General features: G+C 55.9%; 17 protein-coding genes. 9 read left to right on the top strand and 8 right to left on the bottom strand.

The window, feature by feature from the left end; all coding sequences use genetic code 11:
- The first annotated feature begins 9 nt into the window (after positions 1-9).
- Positions 10-1,035, top strand: coding sequence for an L-threonine 3-dehydrogenase (gene tdh, locus AFK65_RS19280; RefSeq protein ID WP_038858602.1), 1,026 nt, complete (start codon positions 10-12; stop codon positions 1,033-1,035).
- 223 nt (positions 1,036-1,258) lie between these two features.
- Positions 1,259-2,839, top strand: a complete 1,581-nt coding sequence (locus AFK65_RS19275) for a phosphoethanolamine transferase (protein ID WP_007703269.1) — start codon at positions 1,259-1,261, stop codon at positions 2,837-2,839.
- Positions 2,840-2,929: 90 nt separating this feature from the next.
- Here AFK65_RS19275 and AFK65_RS19270 read toward each other — a convergent pair whose 3' ends face one another.
- Positions 2,930-3,850: a hypothetical protein gene (locus AFK65_RS19270; RefSeq protein ID WP_007703268.1), complete on the bottom strand. Its 921-nt coding sequence runs from the start codon at positions 3,848-3,850 to the stop codon at positions 2,930-2,932.
- A complete protein-coding gene (locus AFK65_RS19265) occupies positions 3,843-5,075 on the bottom strand; it encodes a glycosyltransferase (protein WP_007703265.1) in 1,233 nt (410 codons plus the stop codon). Before AFK65_RS19265 ends, AFK65_RS19270 begins: the two co-directional genes overlap by 8 nt.
- Positions 5,076-5,306: 231 nt before the next feature.
- Between AFK65_RS19265 and AFK65_RS19260 the strand changes: the two genes are divergently transcribed.
- Entirely contained in the window at positions 5,307-6,107 is an 801-nt protein-coding gene (locus AFK65_RS19260) for a glycosyltransferase family 2 protein (RefSeq protein ID WP_007703263.1), read from the top strand.
- A 32-nt stretch (positions 6,108-6,139) separates the two neighbouring features.
- Here AFK65_RS19260 and AFK65_RS19255 read toward each other — a convergent pair whose 3' ends face one another.
- From AFK65_RS19255 to gpmM, 3 genes are read right to left on the bottom strand one after another with little or no spacing between them, the layout of a single operon-like run.
- On the bottom strand, positions 6,140-7,081 hold the full coding sequence (locus AFK65_RS19255) for a divergent polysaccharide deacetylase family protein (RefSeq protein WP_007703260.1): 942 nt from the start codon (positions 7,079-7,081) through the stop codon (positions 6,140-6,142).
- Between the two features lie 3 nt (positions 7,082-7,084).
- Positions 7,085-8,368 carry a murein hydrolase activator EnvC gene (gene envC, locus AFK65_RS19250; protein WP_038858603.1) on the bottom strand — a complete coding sequence of 428 codons (1,284 nt, stop codon included), beginning with the start codon at positions 8,366-8,368 and terminating at the stop codon, positions 7,085-7,087.
- Between the two features lie 9 nt (positions 8,369-8,377).
- Complete coding sequence (gene gpmM, locus AFK65_RS19245; protein ID WP_007703254.1) at positions 8,378-9,925, bottom strand: 2,3-bisphosphoglycerate-independent phosphoglycerate mutase; 1,548 nt, start codon at positions 9,923-9,925, stop codon at positions 8,378-8,380.
- A 244-nt stretch (positions 9,926-10,169) separates the two neighbouring features.
- Between gpmM and AFK65_RS19240 the strand changes: the two genes are divergently transcribed.
- From AFK65_RS19240 to cysE, 5 genes are all read left to right on the top strand, one after another.
- Entirely contained in the window at positions 10,170-10,601 is a 432-nt protein-coding gene (locus tag AFK65_RS19240) for a rhodanese-like domain-containing protein (RefSeq protein ID WP_032805038.1), read from the top strand.
- Between the two features lie 20 nt (positions 10,602-10,621).
- Complete coding sequence (gene grxC, locus AFK65_RS19235; protein WP_004388492.1) at positions 10,622-10,873, top strand: glutaredoxin 3; 252 nt, start codon at positions 10,622-10,624, stop codon at positions 10,871-10,873.
- 56 nt (positions 10,874-10,929) lie between these two features.
- Positions 10,930-11,397 carry a protein-export chaperone SecB gene (secB, locus tag AFK65_RS19230; protein ID WP_032805752.1) on the top strand — a complete coding sequence of 156 codons (468 nt, stop codon included), beginning with the start codon at positions 10,930-10,932 and terminating at the stop codon, positions 11,395-11,397.
- Entirely contained in the window at positions 11,397-12,416 is a 1,020-nt protein-coding gene (gpsA, locus tag AFK65_RS19225) for an NAD(P)H-dependent glycerol-3-phosphate dehydrogenase (protein ID WP_007703240.1), read from the top strand. The genes secB and gpsA overlap by 1 nt, the downstream gene beginning before the upstream one ends.
- A gap of 76 nt (positions 12,417-12,492) precedes the next feature.
- Positions 12,493-13,314 carry a serine O-acetyltransferase gene (gene cysE / locus AFK65_RS19220; RefSeq protein WP_004388495.1) on the top strand — a complete coding sequence of 274 codons (822 nt, stop codon included), beginning with the start codon at positions 12,493-12,495 and terminating at the stop codon, positions 13,312-13,314.
- A gap of 66 nt (positions 13,315-13,380) precedes the next feature.
- On the opposite strand, the gene trmL is transcribed toward cysE, so the two are convergent.
- The 3 genes from trmL to cpxR form a co-directional block, all read right to left on the bottom strand.
- Entirely contained in the window at positions 13,381-13,854 is a 474-nt protein-coding gene (gene trmL / locus AFK65_RS19215) for a tRNA (uridine(34)/cytosine(34)/5-carboxymethylaminomethyluridine(34)-2'-O)-methyltransferase TrmL (protein ID WP_007703235.1), read from the bottom strand.
- A gap of 101 nt (positions 13,855-13,955) precedes the next feature.
- The gene (gene cpxA / locus AFK65_RS19210; protein WP_007703231.1) at positions 13,956-15,329 is read right to left on the bottom strand and encodes an envelope stress sensor histidine kinase CpxA; all 1,374 of its coding nucleotides are present in this window, start codon (positions 15,327-15,329) and stop codon (positions 13,956-13,958) included.
- On the bottom strand, positions 15,326-16,024 hold the full coding sequence (gene cpxR, locus AFK65_RS19205; RefSeq protein WP_007680774.1) for an envelope stress response regulator transcription factor CpxR: 699 nt from the start codon (positions 16,022-16,024) through the stop codon (positions 15,326-15,328). The genes cpxA and cpxR overlap by 4 nt, the downstream gene beginning before the upstream one ends.
- 148 nt (positions 16,025-16,172) lie before the next feature.
- Here cpxR and cpxP point away from each other — a divergent pair, with 148 nt between their 5' ends.
- Positions 16,173-16,679 carry a cell-envelope stress modulator CpxP gene (gene cpxP / locus AFK65_RS19200; RefSeq protein ID WP_007703215.1) on the top strand — a complete coding sequence of 169 codons (507 nt, stop codon included), beginning with the start codon at positions 16,173-16,175 and terminating at the stop codon, positions 16,677-16,679.
- Positions 16,680-16,774: the final 95 nt, after the last annotated feature.

The following is a 16,774-nucleotide window of genomic DNA, read 5'->3' as shown; positions in this document are numbered from 1 at the left end:
GGGCGTGGAATGAAAGCATTATCAAAACTGCAACCGGCAGAAGGCATCTGGATGACCGATGTGCCGGAGCCAGAAGTGGGTCACAACGATCTGCTGATCAAAATTCGCAAAACCGCGATTTGCGGCACCGACGTGCATATTTACAACTGGGACGACTGGTCGCAGAAGACCATTCCGGTACCGATGGTCGTCGGGCATGAATATGTCGGCGAAGTGGTCGGCATCGGGCAGGAAGTGAAAGGCTTTAAAATCGGCGACCGCGTCAGCGGCGAAGGGCACATTACCTGCGGCCACTGCCGTAACTGCCGCGGCGGGCGCACGCATCTGTGCCGCAACACCGTTGGCGTGGGTGTCAACCGTCCGGGCTGTTTCGCCGAGTATCTGGTGATCCCGGCCTTTAACGCGTTCAAAATCCCGGACAACATTTCCGACGATCTGGCCTCCATCTTCGACCCGTTCGGCAACGCCGTCCACACGGCGCTCTCGTTTGATCTGGTCGGTGAAGATGTGCTGGTTTCTGGCGCAGGCCCGATTGGCATTATGGCGGCAGCGGTGGCGAAACATGTCGGCGCGCGCAACGTCGTGATCACCGACGTGAACGAATACCGTCTGTCCCTGGCGCGCAAAATGGGCGTCACCCGCGCGGTGAACGTGGCGAACGAAAGCCTGCAGGACGTGATGAACGAACTGGGCATGACCGAAGGCTTCGATGTGGGTCTGGAGATGTCCGGCGCGCCGCCGGCATTTCGCACCATGCTGGATACCATGAACCACGGCGGACGTATTGCGATGCTGGGTATTCCGCCCTCCGATATGTCCATCGACTGGAACAAAGTCATTTTTAAAGGGCTCTTCATCAAAGGTATTTATGGCCGCGAGATGTTTGAAACCTGGTACAAAATGGCGGCGCTCATTCAGTCCGGCCTGGATCTGTCGCCGATTATTACGCACCGCTTCACCATCGACGATTTCCAGAAAGGCTTTGACGCTATGCGTTCCGGCCAGTCTGGCAAGGTGATCCTGAGCTGGGATTAACCATTAACTGCGGCGCCTGATTATTCGGGCGCTGCTACTATTTTCAGTGGTTTGACTTAATAAAGACGAGTTGCTACCGTCTGCCCAAATTTTAATAACGCTTCTTTTTTACGCCCAGTATCACGCCGATACCTGGCTCTCTTTTATTTGAAAGAGGGTCGGTCTTCTTTTGTCCGGTGATAAGGGTGTCGTCAGGAAAGAGTTAAATACTGTCCGGGTAGTCATGTCTATTCTGTTAGAACAAAAGGCGACGAAATATGGTTTCCGTATTTCGAGCGTCGTACCGCTGGTTATTTCGCTGTTAATCGTTATCTACGCTAATGTATTAAATGAAAAATATAATACGGTCATCAACCGGGCGCTGGTTTTTGCCTTGCTGGTATTTGCGATTAAAACCATCAGTAACAAAGGCTTCAGAAACCTGCTGGCCGCGCTTTTTTTAGTGCCAATGGCGGCGGACGTGACGCTTCAGCTTTATGCATGGACAAACTTTAATTCAGCATTTAGTTATGGATTTGCCTTAAGTGTGCTTAATACCACGCCGGCTGAAGCAAAATCGATGCTCGGACTCTACTGGCGTGACGGCCTGTTATTTATTGCTCTTTCGGCGCTGTTTATTTTTACGGCGAATAGCGGGGCATGGCCGATACCTCTCCGGTTCAGGCGCTGGCCTGCTATTATCCTGGGCCTGACATTATTCGGCTTTTTTACGCAGGCGTGGTTACATCAGATTCGTAAAAGCAATGTAGAAAGCCTGACGCAGCGTTTCATGCAATCAACGCCGGTCAGCACCGCCAAAGTCTTTATGCAGGCGGCGGAAGATAACGCTGTGGTAGCGAGCGTGGGTAATACTATTCCTGATTATAAAATCGCCGTTGCAGATACCGGCATTGAAAATTATGTTCTGATTGTCGGCGAATCTGAACGCACAAAAAATATGGGCATTTACGGTTATGAGCGTGACACCACGCCAGAGCTGGATGCCCAAAAAGATCGTCTTCTGCTGTTTCGCAACGCGGTGGCTCCGGCCCCGGTCACCATTATGGCGGTGCCGATGGCTTTGACGGCGGATACCGTAAAAGCGCGCGATCCGCGTAAATATGGTGACAACATCATTAATATCGCCAACAAAGCGGGTTACGACACCTACTGGTTCAGCCGTCAGGGAAAAGGCGGCGCGCATAATAATATTATTACGGCTATCGCCCTGAACGCGCATCAAAGCGCATGGACAGACGAGGGATATGATGATGCTCTGCTGCCGCGCCTTAACGAGGCATTAAAAACACCGGGTAAAAAACTGATCGTTTTACATCTGTACGGCAGCCATGAACCTGCCTGCCAACGTTTTCCGGTGGATCAGACGGTTTTCAACAGCGGTAATAAAGCTGACGACTGTTACGATAATTCGGTGCGCTTTACTGATACCATCATGGGCCAGGTTTTTCGCGCGCTGGGCAACAGCCGCTCTTCCGTTCTCTACTTCTCCGATCACGCCCTGATACGCGATCCTTCCCGCGCCGTGGTGTATTCGCATGGCGGCGCCAGGCCGCCCCGGGAAGCGCTACAGGTTCCGATGTTCATCTGGTATGCGCAACCGGTCGCAGCGAAGGACAAACTGACCGGGGAGTATGACCGCATGTGGTCTACCGATGATGTGAATACGCTTGCTGAGTTATGGTTAGGCATTCATCGAGAAGGCGAAGAGACACATTCCTTGTCGTCCTGGCTGGCGCAGTATAATAAGGATGTCGCGGTTATGGATACCACAGGTAAAGTCTATGAGTGGGATAATATTCGTTAAGGCAGCGGTATATTTTATTAGCTGGCCTTTCACGGCTTATTCTGCCTATTAAAAAAGCGCCATCAGGCGCTTTTTATAGGAATGCCCCGACTATTTTTGAGCCTGAGATTTTTCTTCATCGGTCAGGTAGCGCACCTTACGGGTATAATCCTGACCTTTAAAGAGCAACGGGGCATCTGGCGAAACCAGATATTTTTGCCACTCGGAAAGCGGAAAACCGCCATGCGCGCCGATCACCTCTTTGGGGATGACTGACGGCGTACCGCCTATCTTTTTCGAAACCGGCCAGTTTGCCCACGGCCCCAGGTTTACCGTACGCAAATCCAGCATATCAATCAGCGCCGCCAACGGGAGTTGATCGGTTGGCGGTTGCGTATCGTCCATTAATTCCCAGGTATCCTGAAACAGCGTCAGCCAGAACGGACAAATGCGGCGCCAGGTCTGGCGGGACGCGGCAAGATATGCGCCGTTCACATGATCGACCAGATAAGGCCGCACAGTATGTTGATAATAAGCCGGTGCTTTGCCTTCAGGCACTCCGTCAAGCTTGGCAATCATTTTGCCCTGGCGGAAGCTGGAATAGAGCGTCTGTTCTTCCACATGAATATTGGGCGATTGCAGCAGATTAAGATCGGAATCGATCATCAAAATGCCGTCGGTTTTCGCCTGTAAAGGCGCCTGAATTTTGATAAGCCGACTGCGATAAATTTGCTTATAGCGGTAGCTTTCTTCCCGTTCCGGCACATTCAGCGTGGCGACCCGGACTTTGGCAGGTAAGGCGCCGAACGCTTGCGCGCTTTGATCGGAAACAATAACAATCTCCGTCAGTTCCGGCGCGAAACGAGCGGCGAACTCCGCGGAGAGTTTACCTTCTTCTATATAATCACTGCCTGCACATGGAATCACGACAGAGGTGACAGGAATAGTTTTCGCACCCGTAGCGGCTTCAGAATAGGGGATGTTATGGCGGGAAGAGACATGCCTGTAGCGAGGATTCAAAAATTTAAACATCGAAATTCCGTATTGGTTGTACGTTACTTAATATCGCTTCTACGCCTGCAACGTAATGTTCTATAGAGTAATGCGCTCTGACATGAAGAGCGGCCTCAGATTTTAACCGTTGGCGCAAAGCGGCATCCTGCCAGACGCGCTCCATCAGAGAAGCGAGAAGCGCAACGTCGCCATAAGGGAAAAGCAGGCCCGTTTGCTCATGGTTTATCAGTTCTGCCGTGCCTGTCACCGCTGAGCCGATCACAACAGTGCCCAGCAGCATGGATTCCAGCACCACGCGCGGCAAGCCTTCGCTGCTGGAGGCCAGAATAAAGGTATCGAAGGCCGCCAGATAATCGAGAGGATTATTTCTAAAACCGGTGAAAACGACCTTATCCTGTAATCCGTAGCGCTGTGCCAGTTCTGCCAGCTTACCCCTTTCAGGGCCGTCTCCTGTCAGTATCACTTTCCATTTCGCTTCAGGATGAGCCAGATGAAAACGGGAAAGCGCCTCAAGCGTATGATGATGTGATTTTCGTGGGATCAGCGAGCCGATACTGCCGAACAGGAATGTCTCATCATCAATGCCTAAAGCATTTCGCATCGCCTGTCGCTCAGGCAGCGGCTGGTTAACATCAATAGCATTAGTGACGGTATGACAAAGCGACGCGTTAACGCCGTTTGCCACTAATACTTTTTCCACGCCATGAGAAACCGCTATCACCGCGCTTGCGGTTTCGTTTACTCGTCGGGCGATATCAGGCGTCATAACCGGTTCGATACGGCAATGCTGCACCACAGAGACAGGCAGCGGTGCGGCGGCAACATAACCTTCAATGTTTGAACCTGGCTGATTATTCATGTAAAGGATGTCATAACCGCCGCTTTTAAGCATATTTCTGAGCGCCAGCGCGTCCGGTTTGATACGCCAGAAATAATCTATCTGTCGGGTAACAGCTTTACGTCCGGCCCGGCTGAAAAACAGGCAGGCGCGCCCCATTTCTTTCGCAACTTTAGCCCAGAGAGGCTGCTTTTTAGGGGGATGGAAGATCACAGGTATGCCGATGCTGTTAAGCACGGACTCGATAGTTTGCCCCTCGCCACGAGAATAGTTGTAATAAAAACAACAAGTAATATCGAATCGCTGGCGATCGATGCGCTTTAGCAATTCAAGCATGCTGTTGGTGCCGCCGCCCCATTCTTTGCCATTATCCAGCAAGAGGATCTTACGCTGCTCTGAAGCCATAAAACGCTGCTCATCTCATCCTTACAGAGGCAGCATTATAGTATTATCTTTCTTTGATGACAGGCCCTGCGAACAAATTTATTCATTAAATCAATGAAACGCGCACTTCAAATAAGCGAGCTTAATTACATTACGGGGTAAACGATAACAGTGTGCGATTTGCAGCAAAAAATCAGCGCTATAATTGTTATTCTCTTTAGGCATATTCGTTGATAACGGTTGGCGATTCATATGTTTAAAATTTCGGTGTGTTTGCTTACCTGTAATTCCGCGCGTCTTTTACATGAGGTCATCGCGCCATTAAAAAAAGTGGCTGATGAATTTATTATCGTTGATTCGGGGAGTTGCGACGACACTATAAATATATGTGAAAGTTATGGAGTTAAACCTTTCCATAACTCTTATTCTATGCACGGCCAGCAAATGAACCATGCGATTAGCCTGGCCACCCATGACTGGGTGCTCTGCATGGACAGCGACGAAATCCTCGATGATGAAACCGTTAATTTTATTCTGGCGCTTAAAGCCGGCGACGAGCCGCGGCCTGAGCAGGCCTGGCGGATTTCGCGTTACTGGCATGTGCTGGGTGAGCCTGTTCGCACCATTTACCCCATCTCGTCACCCGATTTCCCGATCCGGCTTTTTAACCGCCATGCGGCGCGTTTTAATGACCGCCCCGTGGATGATAAAGTTGAAGGCCCGTCAGAGACGGTAAAGATCCCGGGCTATGTCCGCCATGATACGTTTTACTCGCTACATGAGGTTTTTAGTAAGTTAAACAGCTACACCACGCGGCTGGTGAAATATAAAACCGTCCGTCCTTCGCTGCTGCGCGGCGTGATTAGCGCCATCGGCGCGTTTTTTAAATGGTATCTGTTTAGCGGCGCCTGGCGGCAAGGCCGGGTAGGGCTGGTGACGGGGTTATATGCCACCTTTTACAGCTTTCTGAAATATTTCAAAGCCTGGTATGCGCACGGCGCTAAAAAAAAGCTGCCGATAAAAAAACATTCTGACTCGCCGCTTCCACGCTAATAAAAAACCCGCCTTCAGGCGGGTTTTTTTATTCAGGACGGTTTGCCCCAGCCCTGCCACTGATGGCGCAGATAACTCACCAGCGGGCTCTCGCTGACGCTTTCGCTAATCACCGTAAAGAAACGGGTGGCGTAGACCGGCTCAGGCTGGCGTTTCGGTTTGCAGATCTTCACGCCCCGGAACGGATTACGCGGCGCGGCAGGCGCGGTCTGCGAAGGCGGCGAGGCGTTTGGTCTGGAGGTATCAACCTGCGGCTCATTCAGCAGGCTGCTCGCGCGTACCAGCGTAATATCAGGCGGCAGACTGTAGAGCATCTGCTGAAGCACGCGTACCGTGGTCGGATGCGGGTGGCCGATAGCGATGGCCGAGCCGTTGCGGCGCGCCAGCGCGACCGCGCGGTTAAACTGGTAGCGGATGTCCGCGTCGTTCTGGGTATCGTCCAGAAACACCTTGCGTTTGATGACCTTCACGCCGGTGCCTGCGGCGGCCCGCATGGCCTGGCTGTTGCCGATGGTCATGCTGTCGAGAAAAAAGAGATTGTAGTGCGCGAGCGACGCCATCACTTTCTGCATACCGGGAAGACTTGATGTCATTGCGCTGCCCATATGGTTATTCATGCCGATGGCGTAAGGCACGCTATTTACCGCTTCGCGAATAATACGCGAGATTTCATCGGCGCTCATGTCCGGGCGCAGGGTATCTTTCTCCAGCGGCTGTTTGCTGAGCGGCGCCATCGGCAGGTGAATGAGCACGTCATGCCCCTGATTATGGGCTTTGGTCGCCATTTCTCGGGCGTGCGGCGCGTTGGGGAGCACGGCGACGGAGACTTCCGCGGGCATCGCCAGCACCTGGTTTTCGGTGCTGGGGCGATAGCCGAAATCATCAATCACGATAGCGAGTTTGCCGGCAAGGGCGGGAGCGGCGAGCGCCAGCGAACCGGCGAGAACAAAAACAAGACGACGCAACTGAAGCAAAACTTATCTTCCCAACCACGGTTGTGGATTGACCGCCTGACCCTGACGGCGAATTTCAAAATAGAGTGAAGGCCGACCCTGACCGCCGCTGTTGCCCACCAGCGCGATGGGCTGACCGGCGCGGACCTGCGCGCCCACGTTGACCAGCGCGCTCTGGTTGTAACCGTAAAGGCTCATGTCGCCTTTTCCGTGTTCAACCACCACGACCAGGCCATAACCCTGCAGCCAGTCGGCCAGGATCACGCGCCCGTCGGCGATGGCTTTCACCTCGGTGCCTTCGCTGGCGCCGATAACGATGCCTTTCCAACGTAGTTCACCTTGCAGCTGTTCGCCATAACGGTGCAGCATCGGGCCGCGTACCGGCCAGAATGCCTGGCCGTTCGGCGAACCGAGCCCGCCGGTGCGCGCCATCAGCGAACGTTCGCTGTCGGAAGGTTTATAGGTGGTGCCTTTGCGCGTCGCCTCTTTCTGACGGGAACGGACCTGCTCGGCTTCACGCGCTTCGCGTTCGGCGCGGGCTTTGGCCGCCGCTTCCGCACGGGCGATGCGATCGCGCAGGCGCGATTCGTTGGCGCGCAGTTCGCTTAACTGCTGCTGACCTTCCTGGATGGACGAATCCAGCGCGCCGAGGGTTTTCTTACGTTCGTTGCGGGCCTGCTCCAGCTTCGCCTGCTGCGCCTGCTGCTCATAAAGCAGCGTCTGCTGCTGCGTCTGCTTCTCTTCAAGCTCCGCTTTTTGCGTGGCGACTTCTTCGCGCGTTTGCTTGAGCTGGGCGATAGTTTCCTGACGCGCTTCGTTGAGATAACCGAAATAGGCCTGTAAACGCTGGCCGCGCTGGCTCTCTTCGCCGCTCAGGATCAACTGAAGGCCGCTGTGCTGCCCCTGACGAAACGCCGCGTCAAGCTGGGCCGCCAGGTTGCGTTCCTGGGCCGCTTTTTGCTTTTCAAGCTTTGCGATGGAGTCGTTCATCTGGGCTATCTGACGGTTGAGATCCGCCAGCGTATTCTGGGTTTCGCGCAGCTTGCGGCTGGCGGCGGCGATCGCCTGTTCCTGGCTTTTCAGCTGGGCGAGCAGCTTCGCGCGCTGCTGCTGCTGCTGGCGCACGGCGCGCTCTTTGGCGGCGATGTCATCCTGAATGGATTTAAGCTGATCGCGGTCATCCGCGTGGGCGGAAAGCGGGCATAACAATACGCCAGCGCTGAGCGCGCTGGCGTAAAGCAGGGGCTTGAGTGAGAACCGAAACGGCCTGTTGCCCCATGTTATTGAAAAAATCGCCTTTCCCCTCATGGGGAGGGATTATTCCACGATGAACAGCGGCTTGCCAGTCATCTCTTGCGGGATTTCCATCCCCATCAGGGTCAGCAGGGTTGGCGCGATATCCGAGAGCTTACCGCCGTCTACCGCTTTCACCGTTTTATCGCCCACATAAATCAGCGGCACCGGCAGGTTGGTGTGCGCGGTATGCGCCTGGCCCGTCGCGGGATCGCGCATCTGTTCGGCGTTGCCGTGGTCGGCGGTGATAAGCATCTGGCCGCCTGCGGCCTCAACGGCGCGGGTCACCTGCGCGATGCAGTTATCGAGCGCTTCCACCGCCGCGACCGCCGCGTCAAATACGCCGGTATGGCCGACCATATCGCCGTTCGGGTAGTTACAGATAATGGCGTCGTACTTGCCGCTGTTGATGGCGCCGACCAGTTTTTCGGTCAGCTCGGCGGAGCTCATTTCCGGCTGTAGATCGTAGGTCGCCACTTTCGGCGAATTAATCAGAATACGATCTTCGCCCGGGAACGGCTCTTCCACGCCGCCGTTAAAGAAGAAGGTCACATGCGCGTATTTCTCGGTTTCGGAGATGCGCAGCTGGGTTTTGTCATGTTTCGCCATCCACTCGCCGAAGGTGTTCAGCAGCGAGGCCGGCGGGTAAGCGCAGGCGGTGCGGATATCTGCCGCATATTCCGTCAGCATGACAAAATCGGCGAACTTCACGACTTTTTTACGGTTAAAGCCATCGAAATCGCGGTTGACGAAAGCGCGGGTGATCTGACGAGCGCGGTCGGCGCGGAAGTTCATGAAAATCAGCGCGTCGCCATCTTCCATCGCGGCAGAAGCTTCACCTTCGGCACGAATCACCGTCGCTTTAACGAATTCATCGTTTTCATCGCGCGCGTAGGCGGCTTCAAGGCCTGCCACGGCGTTTGGCGCTTCATATTCGCCTTGCGCCAGCGTCAGCAAGTCATACGCCTGCTCCACGCGGTCCCAGCGGTTGTCGCGATCCATGGCGAAATAACGACCAATAATGGACGCGACGCGGCCTTTGCCCAGTTCGGCGAATTTCGCCGCGAACTTCTCAAGCGTGGCCTTCGCGCTGCGCGGCGGCGTATCGCGGCCGTCCAGGAACGCGTGCAGATAAATTTTCTCTGCCCCGCGAGCGGCGGCCAGTTCAATCATCGCCAGAATATGATCTTCATGGCTGTGCACGCCGCCCGGCGACGCCAGACCCATGATATGTACGGCTTTGCCTGCCGCGACGGCGTTATCCACAGCGGCGGTCAGCACCGGGTTTTCAAAGAAAGTGCGCTCTTTGATTTCCACATCGAGACGCGTGAGATCCTGGTAGACGATGCGCCCGGCGCCCAGGTTAACGTGACCGACTTCCGAGTTGCCCATCTGACGGTCCGGCAGGCCCACTTCAAGGCCAGAAGCATCAATCAAGGTGTGCGGACGGCTCGCCCACAGGCTATCCATCACAGGCGTTTTGGCGGCGGAAATAGCGTTATCCTGGTTGTCTTCACGGTAGCCATAGCCATCCAGTATCACTAATACGACAGGTTTTTTAGTAAGCGACATTGCAGAACCTCATGCGTCAAAGACGAAAAAATTGGCGTAACTTTACTACACCGCCCGAGGGCAAATAGCCGCGGAAGATCAAAGAACAGGCCGGGGCGTGCAAGCGCAACGGCGCATTTCATCCTTTTTTACGTAACGCGCCGCAGAAAACGCATAACCTTCCTTGTACTGGCTGTAATTGACACAGCGCGCAGGTATACTCCTCACCTGGTTTTTTTACTGAGTCGGGAGTTTGACCCCCCCCATGCAAGAAATTATGCAATTCGTTGGCCGCCACCCCATACTTAGTATCGCGTGGATTGCGTTACTCGCGGCGGTGATTTACACCACTTTCAAGAGCCTGACCTCTAAAGTGAAGGTGATTACGCGTGGTGAAGCGACGCGTCTTATCAACAAAGAAGATGCCGTGGTAGTGGATATCCGCCAGCGCGACGACTTCCGCAAAGGCCATATCGCCACCGCGATGAACCTGCTGCCTGCCGATATCAAAGCCAACAACGTCGGCGAGCTGGACAAGCATAAAGCGAAGCCGGTTATCGTGGTTGACGGCAACGGGCTGTCGGCGCAGGAATCAGCGACGGCGCTGACGAACGCCGGGTTTGAACAGGTGTATGTGCTGAAAGAGGGCGTCGCCGGCTGGAGTGGTGAAAACCTGCCGCTGGTGCGTGGTAAATAATTTTCATAAGAGGTAACGACATGGCTAATATCGAAATGTATACCAAAGCAACCTGCCCGTATTGCCATCGTGCGAAGGCCCTGCTGAACAGCAAAGGCGCCGCTTTCCTCGAGCTGCCCATTGATGGCGATACCGCCAAAAGGGAAGAGATGATTCAGCGTAGTGGCCGCACCACTGTACCGCAGATCTTTATCGACGGTCAGCACATCGGCGGCTGCGACGACCTGCATGCACTGGATGCGCGCGGCGGACTCGATCCTCTGCTGCGCTAGTGCGCTTTAGCCGTGACGGCACATTTAAGGACATTACATACAAAGGGTTTTCGCTCATGTCAGAACAAAACAACACTGAAATGAATTTTCAGCTTCTGCGCATCTACACCAAAGATATCTCTTTCGAAGCACCGAATGCGCCGCATGTGTTTCAGAAAGACTGGCAACCGGAAGTGAAACTGGATCTGGATACTGCCTCCAGCCAGCTCGCTGACGATGTCTACGAAGTGGTACTGCGCGTGACGGTCACCGCGTCGTTGGGCGAAGAGACCGCTTTCCTGTGCGAAGTGCAGCAGGCGGGTATTTTCAACATTACCGGCATTGAAGGCACCCAGATGGCGCATTGCCTCGGCGCTTACTGCCCGAACAGCCTGTTCCCGTACGCTCGCGAATGCATCACCAACCTGGTTTCCCGCGGCACTTTCCCGCAGCTGAACCTTGCGCCGGTTAACTTCGACGCGCTGTTCATGAACTATCTGCAGCAGCAGGCTGCTGAAGGTGCGCCAAACCATCAGGATGCCTGATGAACACCATTAATGCGTCAATGACAGTTATCGGTGCCGGTTCTTACGGCACCGCTCTTGCCATCACACTGGCAAGAAACGGCCATCACGTCGTGCTGTGGGGTCATGATCCCGCGCATATCGCGACGCTGCAGGCTGACCGCTGCAACGTGGCTTTCCTTCCTGATGTGCCTTTCCCCGACACGCTTCACCTTGAAAGCGACTTAGCCACTGCGCTGGCCGCCAGCCGCAACATTCTGGTGGTGGTGCCAAGCCATGTGTTTGGGCAGGTGCTGCGCCAGATTAAACCGCTGATGCGCCCGGATGCCCGTGTAGTATGGGCGACGAAAGGCCTGGAAGCGGAAACCGGCAGGCTGTTGCAGGATGTCGCGCGCGAGGCGTTAGGCGATACTATCCCGCTCGCGGTCATCTCCGGCCCGACGTTCGCCAAAGAGCTGGCGGCAGGGCTGCCGACGGCGATTGCGCTGGCGGCGACGGACGACACATTCGCAGACGATCTCCAGCAGCTTCTGCACTGCGGCAAAAGCTTTCGCGTCTACAGCAACCCGGATTTTATCGGCGTGCAGCTTGGCGGCGCGGTGAAAAACGTTATCGCTATCGGCGCGGGGATGTCTGATGGCATCGGCTTCGGCGCGAATGCCCGCACGGCGCTGATTACGCGCGGTCTGGCGGAGATGTCCCGTCTGGGCGCGGCGCTCGGCGCTGACCCGACCACTTTTATGGGTATGGCGGGCCTCGGCGATCTGGTGCTGACTTGTACCGACAACCAGTCGCGCAACCGTCGTTTCGGCATGATGCTCGGCCAGGGAATGGACGTTCTGAGCGCGCAGGAGAAGATCGGTCAGGTGGTGGAAGGCTATCGCAACACCAAAGAGGTGCGCGAGCTGGCGGCGCGTGTTGGCGTGGAAATGCCAATAACCGAGGAAATTTATCAGGTACTCTATTGCGGAAAAAATGCGCGCGAGGCAGCATTAACGCTGCTGGGCCGTACCCGCAAGGATGAGCGAAGCAGCCAGTAAGGACGAGCGCCCGTAATGATTGATGCGTGCCGACAAACCGTTTTGTCGGCCGCTGTTTGTTTGTCTGGAGAAAGCAATGCCGTGTGAAGAACTGGATCTGGTGTGGAAGAATATTAAAGCCGAAGCCCGTCAGCTGGCCGATTGTGAGCCGATGCTGGCCAGTTTTTACCATGCGACATTACTTAAGCACGAAAATCTGGGCAGCGCGTTAAGCTACATGCTGGCGAACAAACTGGCGTCGCCGATTATGCCGGCGATCGCCATTCGTGAAGTGGTGGAAGAGGCCTACCGGGCGGACCCGGAAATGATCGCTTCCGCCGCCTGCGATATCCAGGCCGTCCGCACCCGCGATCCGGCGGTGGATAAATACTCCACGCCGCTGCTCTATCTCAAAGGTTTTCATGCCCTGCAGGCCTATCGCATCGGCCACTGGCTCTGGAAGCAAGGCCGTCAGGCGCTGGCGATTTTCCTGCAAAATCAGGTGTCGGTTTCTTTTCAGGTCGATATTCATCCGGCGGCGACCATTGGCCGCGGGATCATGCTCGATCATGCGACGGGTATTGTGATCGGCGAAACCGCCGTGGTGGAAGATGACGTCTCTATCCTCCAGTCGGTGACCCTGGGCGGTACCGGTAAAACCAGCGGCGATCGCCACCCGAAAATCCGCGAAGGCGTGATGATTGGCGCGGGCGCGAAAATTCTTGGCAATATCGAAGTCGGGCGCGGCGCGAAAATCGGCGCGGGCTCGGTGGTGCTTCAGCCCGTGCCGCCGCACACCACGGCGGCGGGCGTCCCGGCGCGCATTGTCGGCAAGCCTGAAAGCGATAAACCGTCGATGGATATGGATCAGCACTTCAACGGCATCAACCACGGGTTTGAGTACGGCGACGGCATCTGATCCCGCCGGGGTTTCGCATAAAAAAGCCGCGCATTGCGCGGCTTTGTTGTTTCTGACGGTTGTCGCTTAGCTGCGCAATACCGCGCCTGGGTAACCAAGCTGTCGCCAGGCCTCATACACTACAACGGACACGGCGTTGGAGAGGTTCATGCTGCGGCTGTCCGGCATCATCGGGATGCGGATCTTCTGCTCAGGCGGCAGTACGTCCAGAATCGAGGCGGGCAGGCCCCGCGTTTCCGGGCCGAACATCAGATAATCGCCGTCCTGATAGCTGACCGCGCTGTGCGCGGGCGTGCCTTTGGTCGTCAGCGCGAACAGGCGCTGCGGCGTTTCCGCCTCCAGAAACGCGGCATAGTCGGCATGGCGCGTCACGGCGGTAAACTCGTGATAATCCAGCCCCGCGCGGCGCAGGCGCTTATCGTCCCAGGTAAACCCCATCGGCTCGATAATGTGCAGGCGAAAGCCCGTGTTGGCGCAAAGACGAATGATATTACCGGTGTTGGGCGGAATTTCAGGTTCAAACAGGACGATGTTCAGCATACGGCTCCCCTTGTGCAGAGGCGCGCAGAATAACAGAATTGCCGGTGGGTAAAAACAGCGGGCGCGGGAGAAGCAACGCCCTCCCGCGCGGGAGGGCTCGGTCAGGAGCGGTGATAGAGCGGCAGCCAGAGCGTCAGGCGCAGGCCGCCCAGCGGGCTGTCGTCCGCCTTCACCCAGCCGCGATGCTGCTGCACGGCGGTTTCCACGATAGCGAGGCCCAGCCCCGTACCGCCGGATTCCCGGTCGCGCGCCTCATCGGTGCGATAGAACGGACGGAAAATCTGTTCCCGATCGGTCTGGCTTACGCCCGGGCCGTCATCATCGACATTAATCGTAATGCCTTCTTTATCCACCGCGAAACTCACGGAAATCTTGCTGTGCGAGTAGCGCAGCGCGTTACGCACGATATTCTCCAGCGCGCTTTCCAGCGCGTTCGGGTTGCCATAAAGCAGCCACGGGCCAGGCGGATAGGCCACCTCAAACGATTTGCCCATCTGCTCGGCTTCAAACGCGGCGTTATCAAGCACCTCGCTCCAGAGCTGATTCGCCTTCATGGTCTCGCTCACCAGCGCGTTTTTCTGCTGATTACGCGACATCACCAGGAGATCGTTAATCATGCTGTCGAGCCGGTGGGCTTCGGTTTCGATGCGCTCAAGTTCCTTGCTCTCTCCGCTGCGGCGGCGCAGCAGCGCGGTGCCCAGTTGCAGACGCGTGAGCGGCGTGCGCAGCTCATGGGAGATATCAGAGAGCAGCCGCTGCTGGGTCGTCATCATGCGTTCCAGCGCCGTCACCATCTGGTTAAAGCTCGCCCCTGCGGCGATAAACTCCTGCGGCCCGGCTTCCAGTTCCGGGTGCTGGCGCAGGTTGCCCTGGGCCACTTCATCGGCGGCGTTTTTAAGCTTACGCGCCGGACGCGCCAGGCTCCATGCCAGCCACAACAGCAGCGGCGAGCTGACCAGCATCGTGACAATCAGCAGCAACAGCGGGCGGTCAAACAGCAGGTTGATAAAATCGGACTGCGAATTGCTCGCCGGGCGGATCAGGTAAAGCTGGTAGTTATCCTCGCCGTCGCGCACGGAAAACGGCCCGACCAGCTCAACGCGGCCATACTTTTTCTTCTGCGGATGATCGGAGTTATCAGACTGGCCGATAAAATTGCGGATGATCTGCATTTCGTTGCGCTCAGCGCCGATGACGCGACCTTCGCTGGTGACCAGCAGCAGCCGCTGTCCCGGCGGCGCCCACTTGTCGATAGCGCGGAACAGCCGCCGCCACCACATCAGATCGTTGGGCGGGTCGCTCGCCAGTTCAGCCTCGACATGCTGTTCAATCATCGTGCCCTGACGCTGCTCGCTCTCCAGCAGTTCCGTCATCTGACGGCTGTCGAGCTTAGGCAGCATCAGCACCAGCATTAACACCAGCGCCAGCGTCAGCCAGAAAATGGCGAAGATGCGGGCGGTAAGGCTGCCTATCATGAAGCGGAAACCATCAGATAGCCGCGTCCGCGCAGGGTTTTAAACCACGGATGGCCGTCTTTACGCTCCGGCAATTTACGGCGCAGGTTGGAAATGTGCATATCGATCGCGCGATCGAACGGCGTCAGACGTTTGCCGAGCACTTCCTGGCTTAAATGTTCGCGCGATACCACCTGGCCCAGGTGCTGCGCCAGCAGGTAAAGCAGCGTGAATTCGGTACCGGTGAGCTCCAGCGTCTGGCCATCGAAGCTCGCTTCCTGGCGGCCAGGATTCAAGCTCAGCGCGTCCACTTCCAGCGTCGGCGAACCGCTGTCGCTGTTCTGCTGCTGTTCGCTCCAGTGCGAACGGCGCAAAATCGCGCGAATACGGGCCACGAGTTCGCGGTCGTTAAACGGTTTCGGCAGGTAGTCATCGGCGCCCAGCTCAAGGCCGAGCACGCGATCCAGCTCGCTGCCGCGCGCGGTCAACATAATAACGGGTGTCTGGTGTGTCTGGCGAAGCTCTTTCAAAGTATCAATGCCGTTTTTCTTCGGCATCATCACGTCGAGCAAAAGCAGGTCGATGCTGTCATCCAGGAGGTCAAGCGCCTGTTCGCCATCATGGGCAACGAGGACATTAAACCCTTCCATGTCGAGCAATTCCTTTAACAGGGACGTCAGCTCGCGGTCATCATCAACTAACAGGATTTTATTCATTTTCAGTACCTCCGAGGCAGAAATTACGTCATCAAGGCGCGCTAATCCATGACTTTACGTTGTTTTACACCCCCTGACGCATGTTTGCAGCCCGAATCGTAGACTGGATTTCGTTGAACCGCAGCACATAAGTTTCCAGGAGTCAGTGATGCGCAAAGTTACCGCCGCCGTCATGGCCTCAACGCTGGCTGTCGGTGCGTTAACCAGCCAGGCGGCACAGGTCCCGACGGACGAAAGCTGGCATCCAGCGGACATGCTGACGCAGCGCAACAGTGTGCAAAGCCATATGTTTGACGGCATTAACTTAACAGAGCATCAGCGCCAGCAAATGCGCGATTTGATGCAGCGAGCGCGACATGAGCAGCCCCCTGTTAATGTTAGCGAAATGGAGGCCATGCACAGGCTGGTCACCGCAGAAAATTTTGATGAAAACGCTGTGCGCGCCCAGGCGGAAAAAATGGCCCAGGAGCAAGTGGCTCGCCAGGTTGAAATGGCGAAGGTGAGAAACCAGATGTATCGCCTGTTAACGCCCGAGCAGCAAGCGGTTTTGAACAAGAAACACCAGCAACGCATGGAACAGTTCCGTGAGGTTGCGCAAATGCAGCGCCAGTCTGCGCTGCCGCTCTTTAGTAGCAGTACCCGTAGTAACCAGTAAGAACCCTGTTTTCCTTGCCATAGACACCATCCCTGTCTTCCCCCACATGATGTGGGGGTTTTTTTTGCCTTTTTTCACCCTGCGTCCTTTTTCAA

Origin of the sequence: Cronobacter universalis NCTC 9529, assembly GCF_001277175.1 — a bacterium.
GTDB classification, from domain to species: Bacteria; Pseudomonadota; Gammaproteobacteria; order Enterobacterales; family Enterobacteriaceae; genus Cronobacter; species Cronobacter universalis.
This window is presented reverse-complemented; position numbering and strand designations above follow the sequence as displayed.